General features: G+C 69.8%; 15 protein-coding genes. 12 read left to right on the top strand and 3 right to left on the bottom strand.

Annotated elements, in window-relative coordinates; genetic code table 11:
• Window positions 1-7: 7 nt before the first annotated feature.
• On the top strand, window positions 8-514 hold the full coding sequence (locus ACO2RJ_RS03845; protein WP_423266687.1) for a DUF3828 domain-containing protein: 507 nt from the start codon (window positions 8-10) through the stop codon (window positions 512-514).
• 170 nt (window positions 515-684) lie between these two features.
• Here ACO2RJ_RS03845 and ACO2RJ_RS03850 read toward each other — a convergent pair whose 3' ends face one another.
• Window positions 685-2,373, bottom strand: a complete 1,689-nt coding sequence (locus ACO2RJ_RS03850) for an HAD-IIB family hydrolase (RefSeq protein WP_423266688.1) — start codon at window positions 2,371-2,373, stop codon at window positions 685-687.
• Between the two features lie 293 nt (window positions 2,374-2,666).
• Here ACO2RJ_RS03850 and ACO2RJ_RS03855 point away from each other — a divergent pair, with 293 nt between their 5' ends.
• The gene (locus ACO2RJ_RS03855; protein ID WP_423266690.1) at window positions 2,667-3,524 is read left to right on the top strand and encodes a transglutaminase-like domain-containing protein; all 858 of its coding nucleotides are present in this window, start codon (window positions 2,667-2,669) and stop codon (window positions 3,522-3,524) included.
• 26 nt (window positions 3,525-3,550) lie between these two features.
• Here ACO2RJ_RS03855 and ACO2RJ_RS03860 read toward each other — a convergent pair whose 3' ends face one another.
• A complete protein-coding gene (locus tag ACO2RJ_RS03860; RefSeq protein WP_423268900.1) occupies window positions 3,551-4,510 on the bottom strand; it encodes an SDR family NAD(P)-dependent oxidoreductase in 960 nt (319 codons plus the stop codon).
• A gap of 172 nt (window positions 4,511-4,682) precedes the next feature.
• On the opposite strand from ACO2RJ_RS03860, the gene ACO2RJ_RS03865 reads away from it, so the two are divergent.
• Entirely contained in the window at window positions 4,683-5,567 is an 885-nt protein-coding gene (locus tag ACO2RJ_RS03865) for an AraC family transcriptional regulator N-terminal domain-containing protein (protein WP_423266692.1), read from the top strand.
• On the opposite strand, the gene hemB is transcribed toward ACO2RJ_RS03865, so the two are convergent.
• Complete coding sequence (gene hemB, locus ACO2RJ_RS03870) at window positions 5,568-6,620, bottom strand: porphobilinogen synthase (RefSeq protein WP_423266694.1); 1,053 nt, start codon at window positions 6,618-6,620, stop codon at window positions 5,568-5,570. It lies immediately after the preceding gene.
• Between the two features lie 204 nt (window positions 6,621-6,824).
• Here hemB and ACO2RJ_RS03875 point away from each other — a divergent pair, with 204 nt between their 5' ends.
• From ACO2RJ_RS03875 to ribH, 9 genes are all read left to right on the top strand, one after another.
• Window positions 6,825-7,274: a DUF6163 family protein gene (locus tag ACO2RJ_RS03875; protein ID WP_423266696.1), complete on the top strand. Its 450-nt coding sequence runs from the start codon at window positions 6,825-6,827 to the stop codon at window positions 7,272-7,274.
• A gap of 286 nt (window positions 7,275-7,560) precedes the next feature.
• A complete protein-coding gene (ldtR, locus tag ACO2RJ_RS03880; protein ID WP_423266698.1) occupies window positions 7,561-8,073 on the top strand; it encodes a transcriptional regulator LdtR in 513 nt (170 codons plus the stop codon).
• 386 nt (window positions 8,074-8,459) lie between these two features.
• Window positions 8,460-9,707: a L,D-transpeptidase family protein gene (locus tag ACO2RJ_RS03885; protein WP_423266700.1), complete on the top strand. Its 1,248-nt coding sequence runs from the start codon at window positions 8,460-8,462 to the stop codon at window positions 9,705-9,707.
• A gap of 96 nt (window positions 9,708-9,803) precedes the next feature.
• Entirely contained in the window at window positions 9,804-9,929 is a 126-nt protein-coding gene (locus tag ACO2RJ_RS03890; RefSeq protein WP_423268901.1) for a DUF6898 family protein, read from the top strand.
• Between the two features lie 326 nt (window positions 9,930-10,255).
• The gene (gene glyA, locus ACO2RJ_RS03895) at window positions 10,256-11,560 is read left to right on the top strand and encodes a serine hydroxymethyltransferase (protein WP_423266702.1); all 1,305 of its coding nucleotides are present in this window, start codon (window positions 10,256-10,258) and stop codon (window positions 11,558-11,560) included.
• A 24-nt stretch (window positions 11,561-11,584) separates the two neighbouring features.
• Window positions 11,585-12,064, top strand: a complete 480-nt coding sequence (gene nrdR, locus ACO2RJ_RS03900) for a transcriptional regulator NrdR (RefSeq protein WP_423266704.1) — start codon at window positions 11,585-11,587, stop codon at window positions 12,062-12,064.
• An 11-nt stretch (window positions 12,065-12,075) separates the two neighbouring features.
• A complete protein-coding gene (gene ribD / locus ACO2RJ_RS03905) occupies window positions 12,076-13,218 on the top strand; it encodes a bifunctional diaminohydroxyphosphoribosylaminopyrimidine deaminase/5-amino-6-(5-phosphoribosylamino)uracil reductase RibD (protein ID WP_423268902.1) in 1,143 nt (380 codons plus the stop codon).
• Window positions 13,219-13,222: 4 nt separating this feature from the next.
• Complete coding sequence (locus ACO2RJ_RS03910) at window positions 13,223-13,837, top strand: riboflavin synthase (protein ID WP_423266705.1); 615 nt, start codon at window positions 13,223-13,225, stop codon at window positions 13,835-13,837.
• A 29-nt stretch (window positions 13,838-13,866) separates the two neighbouring features.
• Window positions 13,867-14,349 (top strand): 6,7-dimethyl-8-ribityllumazine synthase, encoded by a 483-nt coding sequence (ribH, locus tag ACO2RJ_RS03915; protein ID WP_423266706.1) that lies wholly within the window; start codon window positions 13,867-13,869, stop codon window positions 14,347-14,349.

Genomic DNA, 14,349 nt, shown 5'->3' on the forward strand with positions numbered 1-14,349 from the left:
CATTCGCATGAAGGCCAAGACCAAGACCAAGACCATGCTCCGCAGACGACTGACCGTCTTCGCGCTCGCGCTCGCCACGCTTTCGCCGCTGGCGGCGCGCGCGCAGGAGATCGGCGACACCGGCTCGCCGGAGGGTTTCGTCCGCGAGGTCTACAAGCCCTATGAGCGCCGCGCCGCGCCGCGGGACTTCACGCTGCGCGATGGCGTCCCGATCTTCTCCAAACGGTTCCGCGCGCTCGTCCTGAAGGACCGCGCCCAGGCCGGCGGCGAGATCGGCCTCATCGAGGGCGATCCGCTGTGCCAGTGCCAGGACGTCGTGACGTTCCGCGTCACCAAGGTGCATGTCGGAGGCGACGACCGCATCGCGCTGGTCGACGTCAGCTACCGGAACGGCGGCGACAGCGGCACGTTGAAGCTGGTGCTCGCCAATGGCGACTATGGCTGGCTGATCGACGACATCACGACGGCCGACGTGCCGTCCTATCGCACCATCCTGAAAAGCCAGCTTCGATAGGCGGTCCCGAGAACCCTGCCGACGTCCACGCTGCTCGGGGTCGGTTTCGCATGCCGATCACGATCACGGCCTCCGAACCGAACGCTCCGGGCGAGACCGGCTGGCCGAAAGGCTGACGGCGAAGCCGGCGCGGCGCTGAGCGCCGCTTGGGGGCCGCCTTCCTCAGCCCGCTACGACAGGGCGTAACGGCTCCGTATTTCCTCGATGACGCGCTTCCGGCTTTCCGCGGCCGGCAGGCCGACCTGCAAGCCGATCTCGGTTGCGGCCTGTGCGAGCTCTTGGTCCCGGATCACGTTCAGGAACCAGGCGGCGTAGTCTCCGGACCGGAGGTGCCTCAGCCAGACGTCGTCCCCGACGGCGGCGGCGAGGCGGACGAAGTCGGCGAGATTGGTGGCGCAGGGCGCGTCCGGGCCCAAATGTCCGAACCGGAAGCCCTTCCAGGTCCCGACGTCGCCCGCGGCGTATTTGCCGCGATGCCTCCTGTGCGGCTGCGCCGGCGCTGTGTTGGCGATGATGCGCGGCGGTCCGGCGTCATTCACCCTCCAGAACAGGAGCTCGCCTTGGTTCGGCGTCGGCGCCCGCGGCGGCGGCGCTCCTCTGGCCTCGGCGATGGCCGCGATCGCGGACTGGACGGGCTCGGCGGCCAGCAGCACGTCGATCTCGGCCAGCGCCGCGCGGGCCATCAGCCCAGGATTCGTGGTGATGAGCACGACGCCCCGGATCTGGTTGAGCAGCGTCTCGGCGTCTTCCGCGTGGCTGCTCGGCAGGAAATGATGCGCCTCGTCGACCAGCAGGAAGTGAGGGCGTCCGGTCTTCCGCCGAAGCTCGACCAGCGCGCGCAGCAGCGCCTCCAGCAGACGCCCGCGTTCCGGAAGCGTCATCGCGACCGTGTTGACCACGAGGTTGAGGCCGGACGTTTGGAGGAAGTGGATCGCGCGGTCGACAGAGACAGGCGTCGCCCCGTCGCCGAGCCTTATGGCGTCCTGAAGGCTGTCGTAGTCGCCCTCCGGGTCGATCACGCAGAACTCGAACCGCTTCTGCGCCAGCAGCTCCGTCAGCCGCGTGGCGAAGCTGGACTTCCCGCATCCTGAGGGCCCCACGACGAGCGCCGTCTCGGTCGGGAAGAGAAAGGCCGGAGCGCCGTCGCGGTCGGGGCCGATGTCGACGCCGACGCGGGAGGGCGGCGCCACGCTGATGTCGCGAGCCTCGACCGCCTGCAAAAGCTCTGCGACGCCGGCGCCATGATCAAACTTCAGCCGGATGTCGGCGCTGTCCGCGATGGTCGGGAGAGCGTTCGCCACGGCCGCGGAGCAGCCGCAGGCGGCCATGAAACCATGGTCGTTCTCGGCGTCGCCCACCGCCACGACGTTGTGCGGCGAGAGGCCGAGCTCGTCGAGCGCCGCCTGCAGGCCGCTGGTCTTGTTGACCCCCGGGCCCAGGACCATCACGGCGGCCTTGTTGAAGGTTATCTGCAGATCAAGGTGGAGCTCCTGGATCGTCTGCAAGACCGCGGTCTCATGAGGCCGCCACGTGGCGACGATCGTCCGCCCGACCGAGATCGGCTCTACCCGCTTCTCCACCAGCCTCCTCACGAACTCCCCTGTCGGCGGCGGCCCAAGGAGCCGTTCGCGGCCAGTGGCGGGGTCGTAGAGCAGGCCGCCATTCTCGGCGACCACGCGATCGAACAGCGGCAGATCGGGGAAAGACCGCCTGAGGTCGTCAAGTTCGCGTCCCGTAACAAGGATCAGGCGGCGCCCCGATCGCTTGAACGACCGGAGAGCTTCGAGGGTCGCAGCGTTCACCGCGCCTTGATCCGCGAGCGTTCCGTCGTAGTCCGCCGCCAAAGCCAGGAAGTACAAGACGGGATCTCCCACAGGCCGCCGGCGACGCAACGTCCGCGGCATCATGGCGATCGCGCAGCGGTGTTGACCGCCCGCAGTGTTCTCCTCTGCGAGGGCGACGGCCTTGATCGAGATCAGGCATCGGCTTGCGAAGAGCGCCGAGGCTGGCCTTGGCGGCGACTCGTTCGTTGGGCGGCGCGTCCGGGCGGCGTCATCGCTCGGCGCGGGAACGTCCCCGGCCCCGGCCATGTTATGGGTCGGGTACGGCCGATCCCCCGGAAGGCCCGCGACGCGAAGGACCAGGCCCCCCGATGAAGTTCAAGCTCGGATGCGACCTGTCCTATCAGGTGGTCGAGGAGACCGTGTTCATCTTCAATCTCGAGGTCGCGCCGCTGCCGCGGCACCGCGAGCTGATGGACCGCTTCATCCTGTCGCCCGACCTGCCGCGGCGCACCTACATGACGCCCGACACCAAAAACCGCTACACCGGCGTCATCGTCGGGCCGGGGCCGTTCTCGGTCTCCTACACCGCCGAGGTCGATCTCGACGTCCACCGCGCGGAGCCGTCGAGCGTGCGCGAGATGGACGTGCGCGACCTGCCGCTCGACATCCTGCCCTTCCTGCTGCCGAGCCGCTTCGTGCCGTCCGACCGGCTCGCCGCCTTCGCCTACAAGGAGTTCGCTGAGCTGCCGCGCGGCCATGACCGGGTGAGCGCGATCTGCAGCTGGATCTACCGCAACATCGAGTACCAGCGCGGCTCCAGCAACTCCGAGACCACCGCGACCGAAATCCTGATCCAGCGCGCCGGCGTCTGCCGCGACTTCGCCCATCTCGGCATCGCCTTCTGCCGGGCGCTCGGCATCCCCGCCCGCTTCGTCAGCTGCTACGCCTTCGGGCTCGACCCCGGCGACTTCCACGCGGTGTTCGAGGCCTATCTCGACGGCCGCTGGTGGCTGTTCGACGGCACCCGGCAGGCGGCGCTCGACGGGCTCGTGCGCATCGGCGTCGGGCGCGACGCCGCCGAGGTCGCGTTCTGCACGCCCTACGGGCTGATGGAGCCCGGCGAGGTGAAGATCTGGATCGCCCGCGCCGACGGCGCGCCGGAGCCGACCCCCCGCACCGTCGACGCGATCAGCACCGAGGAGCTCGCCGCCGCGCCGAGCCTGTGACGCGGCGGCGGGCGAGGGGCGCCTGCTCAGAACCGCTCGCCCACGAGCTCCTCGCTCTTCGCCCACAGCGCCCGGGCGCGGGCCGGATCGAGGGCGTAGGACCGCACGCCGGGGCGCAGGCCTTCGCTGTCCTCGATCGCGGCGACATGGCAGTCCTCGCAATAGCGTCCGCCGACCTCGTCGGCGGTGGCGACCACGCCCGCCCAGACCGAGGTGGCCGCGCCCTGCGGGATCGTCTTCCACTCGAAGCCCTGGGCGCCCTCCGGCTGCGAGGCGTTGATGCCGTCGATCAGCTCCTGCATCGCCTCCTCGGTCATGTGGCGGCCGAGCTCGGTGTTGATGCCGCCGGGATGCACCGCGGCCGCCCGCACGCCGCGCTCCTTGTGGCGCCGGTCGAACTCGACGGCGAACAGGACGTTCGCGGTCTTCGAGCGGCCATAGGCGACGAACTCCTCGTAAGGCGTGCGCTCGAAATTCGGGTCGTCGAGGTCGACGTCGGCGAAGCGATGGCCGGCGGAGGCGAGGTTCACGAGCCGCGCGCCGGGCGTCATCAGCGACGCGATCCGGTTCACGAGCACGAAATGCCCGAGATGGTTGGTGCCGAACTGCGTCTCGAAGCCGTCCGCGGTCGCGCCCTTCGGGCAGGCCATCACGCCGGCGTTGGCGATGACGACGTCGAAGGGCTCGCCGGCGGCGACAAGGCGGTCCGCGCAGGCGCGCACGCTGGCAAGCGAGGCGAGATCGAGCTCGACCAGCTCCAGCCCGCCGCCGTTCGCGGCGTCGCGCCGAACGATGTCGGTCGCGCGCGTCGCCTTGTCGAGGTCGCGCGCGGCGCCGACCACCCGGGCGCCCCGCGCGGCGAGAGCGCGCGCCGTCTCGACGCCGAGGCCCGCAGAGACGCCGGTGACCAGGATGCGCTTGGCCGAGAGATCGACGCCCGCCAGCACGTCGTCGGTCGTGGAGTAAGCGCCAAAAGCGTTCGTCATGAGGTTCTCCTTCAGATCGTCCGCCGAAAGCGTCTTGCGGACGGTCGGCATGTGGGCCGCCCTTGCGCCGCCCGCGCGCCCGATCCTCGCAATCGCTTGCCTATTCCTCTCACCGGGCGCGATCCGCCCGGCCGGCCTTGCCGGCGCCCGGTTCGCGCGCGACAGTGCCGCGATGGACGCTTTGCTGAACGACTTGAAGGCGCGCGCGCTGCGTCACGCCGACGGCGCGATCTGCGAGACGGTCGTCCCGGGCGTGCTCATCGGCGTGCACCGTGGCGAGACCTTGCCGACGACGAGCCTCTACGAGCCGATGTTCTGCCTTGTCCTGCAGGGGGCGAAGCGCGTGACGATCGGCGACGAGGCGCTGCGCTACGACGCCGCCAATTATTTCCTCGCTTCGCTCGACCTGCCGGTGACGAGCTGGATCATCGAGGCGACGCCCGAGAAGCCCTATATCGTGCTCGCTCTCCGGATCGACCCCGGCAAGCTCGCGCCCCTGCTGACCGACGCGCCGCCGGGCCGGGAGGCGGCCGCGCCGGCCTTTGGGGTGAGCCCCGTCACCGTCGAGCTTCTCGAGGTCTGGCTCCGGATCGCCCGGCTGTTCGAAACGCCGGAGGATGTCCCGACGCTCGCGCCGCTCGCGGAGCAGGAGCTGCTCTACCGGCTGCTGCGCGGACCGCAGGGCGGGGTGCTGCGCCAGTTCGCCCGGGCCGACAGCCGGCTGTCGCGCGTCCGCCTCGCCATCGCCGAGATTCGCGCCGGCTTCGACCAGCCGCTCCGGATCGAGGACCTTGCGACGCGCGCCGGGATGAGCGCGGCGTCGTTCCATCGCCACTTCAAGGCGGCGACCGCGATGAGCCCGCTTCAATATCAGAAGATCCTGCGGCTCCAGCAGGCCCGGAACCTGCTGATCGCGAATGAGGAGGCGGCCCGGGCGGCCTACGCCGTCGGCTACGAGAGCGCTTCGCAGTTCAGCAGGGAATATGCGCGCCTGTTCGGCGCGCCTCCCGCCCGCGACGCGGCGCGCCTGCGGGCGGCGGAAGAGCTGCCGGCGTGATTACCCCTGCCGCTCGCCCCGGAGCCTCTTCGCCGCCGCGATCGCGAAATAGGTCAGCACGCCGTCGGCGCCGGCGCGCTTGAAGGACGTCAGGCTCTCCATCATGGCGGCGTCGCCGTCGAGCCAGCCATTGCGGGCCGCGGCCTGGATCATCGAATATTCGCCGGACACCTGATAGGCGTAGGTCGGCATCCTGAAGCGATCCTTGAGCCGGCGGACGATGTCGAGATAGGGCAGGCCGGGCTTCACCATCAGCATGTCGGCGCCCTCGGCGACGTCGAGCTCGGCCTCCAGCAGCGCCTCGTCGCCGTTCGCCGGGTCCATCTGATAGGTCTTCTTGTCGCCGATCAGCGCCTTGCTCGTCCCGATCGCGTCGCGGAAGGGACCGTAGAAGGCGGAGGCGTATTTCGCGGCGTAGGACATGATCTGGACGTCGGTGAAGTCGGCCGCGTCGAGGCCGGCGCGGATCGCGCCGATGCGGCCGTCCATCATGTCGGAGGGGGCGATGACGTCGGCGCCGGCGTGGGCCTGCGTCAGCGCCTGCCGCACGAGGGTCGCGACCGTCGCGTCGTTCAGAATGCGGTCGCCCTCCATCAGCCCGTCATGGCCGTGGCTGGTGTAGGGATCGAGCGCGACGTCGGTCACGAGACCGATATGCGGCACGGCCGATTTCAGAGCGCGCAAGGCCCGGCAGACCAGATTGTCGGGGTTGAGCGCCTCCGACCCCTGGGCGTCGCGCTTGGCGGGGTCGGTGTAGGGGAAGAGGGCGACGGCAGGGATTCCAAGGGACGCGGCGTCCTCGACGGCGCGGACCGCTTCGTCGACGGTGAGCCGGTCCACGCCCGGCATGGCGGAGACGGGCTCGCGGCGGCCTTCGCCTTCGATCAGGAAGATCGGCCAGATCAGGTCGTCCACGGTGAGCGTGGTTTCGCGCACCAGGCGTCGCGACCAGTCGGCGCGGCGGTTGCGGCGCGGACGGCGGGCGAGGGCGAGGGCGCTGTCCTCCGCCGCGGCGCGGCGCGCGTTCTCGAGCGATCCGATCCTGTCGTGCATAAGCCCGTCCGTCCTGGTCATCCTCGTCGCGGGGTCGGCGTCTTCTGACGTCTTCGCCCGCGCGGGCAAGCCATAGCACCCGGGCGGCCCGGCAGACAGGCCACGTCGGCGCGTGGGACCCGCGTCGAGGGCGGGGCCGGTTTGCGTCCGGCGGCGGAGTCGGAAAGGGTGGCGCCCGTGCGGGAGACGGAACGGGGAGGCGGCATGGCGGCTCAGGACGACGAGGGCGGCGGGCTTCCCGCGATCTCGCTCCGCGAGTCCCGCTTCGCCGACGACCGGCAGGCGCGGCCGTGGAGTTTCCGCCTGTTCGTCTTCCTGCGCGCGATGGCGGCGATCGAACTCGTCCGCGGCCTCGTTACCTGGGGCGCGCTGCTCGGCGTCGGCGGCGGCCCCGACCCGCTGGACGCGACGCCGCGCGACGCACTGATCGCGACGGTGGTGTTCGCGGCCGCCGATCCGGTGGCGGCGGTGGGGCTCTGGATCGGCGCGGCCTGGGGCGTCGCGATCTGGCTGCTCGCGGCGCTCGCCCATCTCTTCACCGTCGGGCTGGTCGGCGCGCCGTCCGCCGCGAGCCTCGCCTTGGGCGGCTTCGAACTGGCGGCGATGCTCGCTTATCTCGTGCTGTCGCTGAAGGCGCGCCGCGAAGCCGACTGAACCTCTTGAAGGTCTTGCAGCTCAAGCGCCTCGCATAAGAGTTGCTGGAGAACGAACGGTTGCAACTCTTCAGGTTTCGGAAGGACAAATGAAGATCGATTCATGCCTTGCGGGGTAAGAACTTGTTGACCGAGGCAGGCAACGCTTTGTTCAGTACGACAAATAAATACAATTTTCAGCACGTCATTTAAGCTCATTTTCATCTGACCAACCTACATTCGAGATCAATGAGGCGCGGACGTGGACGACGCCTCAAGTAAATCGAAATGACAGGAAGGCGTCAGTCATGAAAAACATCGCTCGCCGCCCGGAGCCTGCCGCAGCCGACGTCAAGGACTCGCCGGTTCGCCCGCTGTATCTGGAAGCGCTGACGCTGGTCGAGCGGCTTCACCGCCGGCTGCTGGACGTCATCAAGGACGAGTTCGACCGCCGCGGCCGCGCCGACATCAACTCCGTCCAGGCGCTTCTGCTCTACAACATCGGCGACGCCGAGCTCACCGCCGGCGAGCTCCGGACGCGCGGCTACTATCTCGGCTCGAACGTGTCCTACAATCTCAAGAAGCTCGTCGAGATGGGCTATCTGCACCACCAGCGCTCGCGGATGGACCGCCGCTCGGTGCGCATCAGCCTGACCGAGCAGGGCCGCGAGATCCACGACATCGTCGACCAGCTCTACGCCAAGCACGTCCGCACCATCGAGCAGGTTGGCGGCGTCAACGCCGAGGACTTCAAGACGCTGAACGTCGCGCTGGTGCGCCTCGAGCGCTTCTGGACCGACCAGATCCGTTTCCGCCTCTGACGCGGCGCCGGCCCCCGCGGTCGAGCGTTCTTTCGAAGCCCGCTGCGGTCGCCCGCGGCGGGCTTTCGCGTTTGCCTCGTCCGGCGCGGTCACGATCCCCGGCGCGACAGGGCGATGACATTGTTCCGCCCCAAATCGGTGGCTCTTCGAAACCTCTAGAAGACGCAGGCGCCGTGAGCGCCGTCGCGTCGGCGGAGCGGTAACGGGCTGATGTCCGCAACGTGATCGCCGGCCGCGGATTCTGGGTCGCGCAGGGCGGTCGGGTCGGGTTTCGTTAACCAAGGCTGCGGCACCCTGCTGGCGGCGCGTCGCGGACCGGCGGGGTTTCGCGCGCGCCCTCAAACGGGTTTGGGAGCTCGGCACACGTGACGGATCGGTCTTCAGATATGGCGGCGGCGACGCGCCGGGAGGCGTTGAAGCTCGGGCTCGGCGCGGCGGCGGCGGCCGTCGCGGCCGGCGCGGCCTCCGCGCAGGAATGGGGCGCCCAGGCGGAGTGGAGCGATCGCTACGACGCGTCGCGCGGCGCGACCGTCACCCGCACCTCGGCCTCCCGCACCCCCACGCTCAGCGCCGAGACGGCCCAGGCGACCGAGCGCGCGATCGAGGACTACAACAGCCTCGTCACGCGCGGCGGCTGGGAGATGGTGCCGAACGGCCCGCGCCTGAAGCTGGGCTCGACCGGCGAGCGCGTGCTCGCGCTGCGGCAGAGGCTCGTCACGACCGGCGATCTCGACCCGAGCCTCGTCAACGGCGCGACCTTCGACAGCTATGTCGAGGGCGGCGTCCGCCGCTTTCAGGCGCGCCACGGGCTGATCCCGGTCGGCGTCGTCGGCGACGACACCATGCAGTCGCTCAACATCCCGGCCGCGACCCGGCTGCGGCAGCTCGAGACCAATCTGGTCCGCATCCGCACGATGACGGGCGACCTCGGTCAGCGCTACGTGCTCGCGAACATTCCGGCGGCCGAGATCGAGGCGGTCGAGAACGGCCAGGTCGCGGCGCGCTACACCGCCGTCGTCGGCAAGGCCGACCGGGCGTCGCCGGTGCTCGACGCCAAGATCACGCAGGTCAACTTCAATCCGTTCTGGACGGTCCCGGCTTCGATCGTGAAGAAGGACCTGATCCCGCAGATGCAGAAAGACCCGCAATACCTGACGAAGAAGAACATCCACATCATCGATCGCTCGGGCGTCGAGATCCAGCCTGATCAGGTCAATTGGAACACCGACGAAGCCACGCAGTACATGTACAAGCAGGATCCCGGCGAGGACAACTCGATGGGGACCGTGCGCATCAACATGGCGAACAAGCACGGCGTCTACATGCACGACACGCCGTCGAAGAACCTGTTCGGCGAGAACACCCGCTTCCACTCCTCGGGCTGCATGCGGATCCAGAACGTCAAGGAGCTGGTGAGCTGGCTCCTGAAGAACCAGCCGAACTGGGACCGCCGCGCGATCGACGCGGCGATCAAGACCGGCGACCGGATCGACGTCAGCGTCACCCCGCCGACGCCGGTCTACTGGCGCTACATCTCCGGCTGGGGCGCGGCCGACGGCACGGTGCAATTCCGCGAGGACATCTACGGTCAGGACGGCACCGGCGAACTCGCCATGGCCGACCAGGCGCGCTGAAGCCCGCCGCGTGACGACGCGGGCGCCGCGCGGGCCGGGAGCCTCGGCTCCCGGCGACGTGCTGTTCGAGATCCGGATCGTCGGGAACGCCGCCCGCTGCGCGGCGATCGACACGCCGATACGGGTCTCGAGGTCGTGGTGCTCGGCCCCGCCGCGGCGCGCGACGCCGACCTCAAGGCGCTCGCTCTTCGGAAGCTGCGCCTGCGACAGGCGCAGCGCTAGGGCTCGTCGAAGCCCCGACGCCGCAGGCAACGCGCGAGCGCTCCCTGTCGATCGCCGGCGTCCGCCCGACGCGATCGTCGCGCGGCAGGTCGTTCCGACGTCCTTTCTGGATGATTTCATCCTTTAGTCTTAAGGTGTTGCGCGCCCCCCCAAGTCAAAATGCGGCGCCCCAAAGGCTCAGCCGCGCCTTGGCTCGACTTCGACACTTATGGTAGGCGGGTAGACACAATCCGCCGCGACGGCGCGGGCGTACCAAGGGACGCCCGCCCTTATCGCGGCCGTCGGCGCCGAAACGAGCGCCCCCGCTGGAACGGAGGAAGACCGGCATGTCCATGACTGACGCCCACGCTCACGGTTCGGAGAGCCGGTTCTTCCAGGCGACGCTCGCCGAGGTCGATCCGGAGCTCGCCGACGCCGTGAAGTCCGAGCTCGGCCGCCAGCGCGACGAGATCGAGCTGATCGCGTCCGAGAACATCGTCTCCCGCGCCGTGCTCGAGGCGCAGGGCTCGGTGCTCACCAACAAATACGCCGAGGGCTATCCCGGCCGCCGCTATTATGGCGGCTGCCAGTTCGTCGACGTCGCCGAGCAGCTCGCGATCGATCGGGCGAAGAAGCTGTTCAACTGCCAGTTCGCGAACGTTCAGCCGCATTCCGGCGCGCAGGCGAACGGAGCGGTGTTCTTCTCGCTCATGCAGCCGGGCGACACCTTCATGGGCCTCGACCTTGCGGCCGGCGGGCACCTGACCCACGGCGCCAAGGCGGCGATGTCCGGCAAGTGGTTCAACGCGGTCAACTACCACGTCAAGGAGGACGACCACCTCATCGACATGGACGAGGTCGCCCGCCTCGCCGACGAGCACAAGCCGAAGGTGATCATCGCCGGCGGCTCGGCCTATCCGCGCCAGATCGACTTCGCCGCCTTCCGCGCGATCGCCGACCGCGTCGGGGCCTATTTCATGGTCGACATGGCGCATTTCGCCGGCCTCGTCGCCGGCGGGCAGCACCCGAACCCGCTCGACCACTGCCACGTCGCGACCACCACCACGCACAAGACCTTGCGGGGCCCGCGCGGCGGCATGATCCTGACCAATGACGAGGCGCTGGCGAAGAAGTTCAACTCCGCGGTGTTCCCCGGCCTGCAGGGCGGCCCGCTGATGCACGTCATCGCGGCGAAGGCGGTGGCCTTCGGCGAAGCGCTCAAGCCGGACTTCAAGATCTACACGAAGAACGTCATCCAGAACGCGAAGGCGCTTGCGGAAAACCTCAAGGGCCACGGCTTCGACATCGTCTCCGGCGGCACCGACACGCATCTCATGCTGGTCGACCTGCGTCCGAAGAAGCTGACCGGCAAGGTCTCCGAGATCGCGCTCGGCCGCGCCCACATCACCTGCAACAAGAACGGCATCCCCTTCGACCCGGAGAAGCCGATGGTGACGTCGGGCATCCGGCTGGGCACGCCCGCCGGCACCACCCGCGGCTTCGGCGTGACCGAGTTCCAGGAGATCGGCGACATGATCGCGCAGGTCCTGGACGTCATCTCCCAGAAGGGGACGGACGAGGACACCGAGGTCGAGGGCAAGGTCCGCAAGCAGGTCTCGCAGCTCGTCGAGCGGTTCCCCATCTACGCGTGAGCCGAATGCGACGGGAGTTCTTGAATGCGTTGTCCGCAATGCGGCGCGCCTGACAGTCAGGTCAAGGACTCCCGCCCCACCGAAGACGGCGCCGCCATCCGCAGACGGCGGGTGTGCGGCGCCTGCGGTCAGCGCTTCACCACCTTCGAGCGCGTGCAGTTGCGCGAGCTCGTCGTGGTGAAGCGGTCCGGCCGGCGAGTGCCCTTCGACCGCGACAAGCTGCACCGCTCGCTGCAGGTCGCGCTGCGCAAGCGCCCCGTCGATCCCGAGCGCATCGAGACGACGGTCTCCGGCATCGTCCGCCAGCTCGAGAGCGGCGGCGATTCGGACATTCCCGCAGAGACGATCGGCCGGCTGGTCATGGAGGCGCTCAAAGGCCTCGACGACGTCGCCTATGTCCGCTTCGCCTCGGTCTACAAGAATTTCCGCGAAGCCAAGGACTTCGAGACGCTGCTCGGCGAGCTCGCCGGCGACGATACGGCGGCCGGAGGCGGCGCCCGGTGACCGCCGCGACGATGGCGGCTTTGACGCCGGACGTGCACGCCAGCGCCTCCGAGGACGCGCGGTGGATGGCGGTCGCGCTCGCGCTCGCCCGGCGCGGTCTCGGGACCACGGCGCCCAATCCGAGCGTCGGCGCCGTGCTGGTCGCGCCCGGCCCGGACGGCGGCCGCATGGTCGGACGCGGCTGGACGGGCGTCGGCGGCCGGCCGCATGGCGAGACTGTCGCGCTCGCGCAGGCCGGCGATGCCGCGCGCGGCGCGACGCTCTACGTCACCCTCGAACCCTGCAGCCATTTCGGCCGGACGCCGCCTTGCGTCGAAGCGGTCGTCGCGGCGGGCGTCGCCCGCGTCGTGCTGGCGATGACCGATCCCGACCCGCGCGTCGACGGGCGCGGCGTCGCGCGCCTGCAGGCGGCGGGCGTCGCCGTCACGGTGGGGGTCGGCGCGAGAGAGGCGGCGCGGATCAACGCCGGCCATGTCCTGCGCGTCACGCAAGGCCGGCCGCATGTCACGCTGAAGCTCGCCGTCTCCGCCGACGGCAAGGCGGGCCTCGCCGGCCGCCGCCCGGTCGCGATCACCGGCGAGGCGTCGCGCGCCCGCGTTCATCTGATGCGCGCCGAGGCCGACGCGATCCTGGTGGGCGTCGGGACCGTGCTCGCCGACGATCCCGAACTCACCTGCCGGCTGCCGGGCATGGAAGGCCGCTCGCCGGTCCGAATCGTGCTCGACACGACGCTGAGGACGCCGCCGTCGAGCCGGCTTGTCGCGACGGCGCGCGATGTCCCGGTCTGGATCGTCGCCGCGACCGACGCGTCCGAAGAGGCCGAGCGCGTCTTGCGCGCCGCGGGCGCCGAGGTGATGCGGGTCGACCGCGACGAGCAAGGCGGGCTGTCGCTGAGGCCGGTCCTGAAGCTGCTCGCGCTCGGTGGGGTCACGCGGCTCATGGTCGAGGGCGGCCCGACGGTCGCGGCGGCGCTGTTCCGCGACGACCTCGTCGACGAGGCGACGATCCTCACCGGCCCCGCGACGCTTGGGCCGGACGCCATCGACGCGCTCGCCGGCCTGCCGCTCACGGCGCTGACCGCTGACACGCGCCTCAAACTCACCTCGGACACCCGCGTCGGCGACGACCGCTGGGCGACCTACGAACGACGGTAGCAGCATGTTCACAGGCATCGTCACGGACGTCGGCGAGATCGTCGCCCTCGAGGCCGGGGAGGAGGTGACGAGCCTCATGATCGCCTCGCGCTACGACCCTGCGAGCATCGCCATCGGCGCATCGATCGCCTGCGACGGCGTCTGCCTGACTGTCGTCGCCGTCGATCCGGACGACGGCGGCGCGGACTTCGCCGTCGAGGCCGGACCGGAGACGCTGGGCCTCACGACCGCCGGCGGCTGGCGCGTCGGGACGCGCCTCAATCTCGAGCGCGCGCTGAAGATCGGCGACGAGCTCGGCGGCCATCTCGTGCTCGGCCATGTCGACGGCGTCGCCGAGATCGTCGAGCGCGAGGACGGGCCGGACACGATCCGCTTCACGCTCGCGGCCCCGTCCTCCGCCGCGAAGTTCATCGCGGTGAAGGGCTCGGTGTGCCTCGACGGAACATCGCTGACCGTCAACCAGGTCGACCGCGAGCTGTTCTCCGTCCACCTGATCCCCCACACGCTGACCGCCACCAACTGGGCGGACAAGACGGTCGGAACGCGCGTCAACCTCGAAGTCGACATGATGGCCCGCTACGCTGCGCGGCTTGCCGAGGCGAGCGCGCTCGGCTACTGACGCCTCCCATCGATCAAGGCTCTTTGCACATGGCAGAACCGCAGCGGCGCGCAGGCGTCGTCGAGCCCACGCGGGCCCGCGTGCTCATCGTCGAGGCGCGCTTCTACGACGTGATCGCCGACGGGCTGCTCGAGGGCGCGACCGGGCACCTCGACCAGGCCGGCGCGACCTACGACGTCGTGACGGTGCCCGGCGCGCTCGAGATCCCGGCGACGATCGCGATCCTGCTCGACGCCGCCGCGGAGAGGGGCGAGCCTTACGATGCGGCCGTCGCGCTCGGCTGCGTGATCCGCGGCGAGACCACCCATTACGAGATCGTCTCCATGGAGAGCGCGCGGGCGCTGATGGAGCTTTCCGTCGCCCGCAAGCTGCCGCTCGGCAACGGCATTCTCACCGTCGAGAACGAGAGCCAGGCGATGGCGCGCGCGCAGGTCTCCCAGATGGACAAGGGCGGCGGCGCGGCCGAGGCGGCGCTCGCGGTGCTGCGCCTCAAACGGCGCGCGGAGGCTTAA

This window comes from Hansschlegelia sp. KR7-227, assembly GCF_049446035.1.
Lineage (GTDB): Bacteria > Pseudomonadota > Alphaproteobacteria > Rhizobiales > Methylopilaceae > Methylopila.

Coding starts and splice junctions, on each gene's coding strand:
- ACO2RJ_RS03845 (WP_423266687.1), top strand. CDS start 8: ATGAAGGCCAAGACCAAGACCAAGACCATGCTCCGCAGACGACTGACC.
- ACO2RJ_RS03855 (WP_423266690.1), top strand. CDS start 2,667: ATGAAGTTCAAGCTCGGATGCGACCTGTCCTATCAGGTGGTCGAGGAG.
- ACO2RJ_RS03860 (WP_423268900.1), bottom strand. CDS start 4,510: ATGACGAACGCTTTTGGCGCTTACTCCACGACCGACGACGTGCTGGCG.
- ACO2RJ_RS03865 (WP_423266692.1), top strand. CDS start 4,683: ATGGACGCTTTGCTGAACGACTTGAAGGCGCGCGCGCTGCGTCACGCC.
- hemB (WP_423266694.1), bottom strand. CDS start 6,620: ATGCACGACAGGATCGGATCGCTCGAGAACGCGCGCCGCGCCGCGGCG.
- ACO2RJ_RS03875 (WP_423266696.1), top strand. CDS start 6,825: ATGGCGGCTCAGGACGACGAGGGCGGCGGGCTTCCCGCGATCTCGCTC.
- ldtR (WP_423266698.1), top strand. CDS start 7,561: ATGAAAAACATCGCTCGCCGCCCGGAGCCTGCCGCAGCCGACGTCAAG.
- ACO2RJ_RS03885 (WP_423266700.1), top strand. CDS start 8,460: ATGGCGGCGGCGACGCGCCGGGAGGCGTTGAAGCTCGGGCTCGGCGCG.
- glyA (WP_423266702.1), top strand. CDS start 10,256: ATGTCCATGACTGACGCCCACGCTCACGGTTCGGAGAGCCGGTTCTTC.
- nrdR (WP_423266704.1), top strand. CDS start 11,585: ATGCGTTGTCCGCAATGCGGCGCGCCTGACAGTCAGGTCAAGGACTCC.
- ribD (WP_423268902.1), top strand. CDS start 12,076: ATGGCGGCTTTGACGCCGGACGTGCACGCCAGCGCCTCCGAGGACGCG.
- ACO2RJ_RS03910 (WP_423266705.1), top strand. CDS start 13,223: ATGTTCACAGGCATCGTCACGGACGTCGGCGAGATCGTCGCCCTCGAG.
- ribH (WP_423266706.1), top strand. CDS start 13,867: ATGGCAGAACCGCAGCGGCGCGCAGGCGTCGTCGAGCCCACGCGGGCC.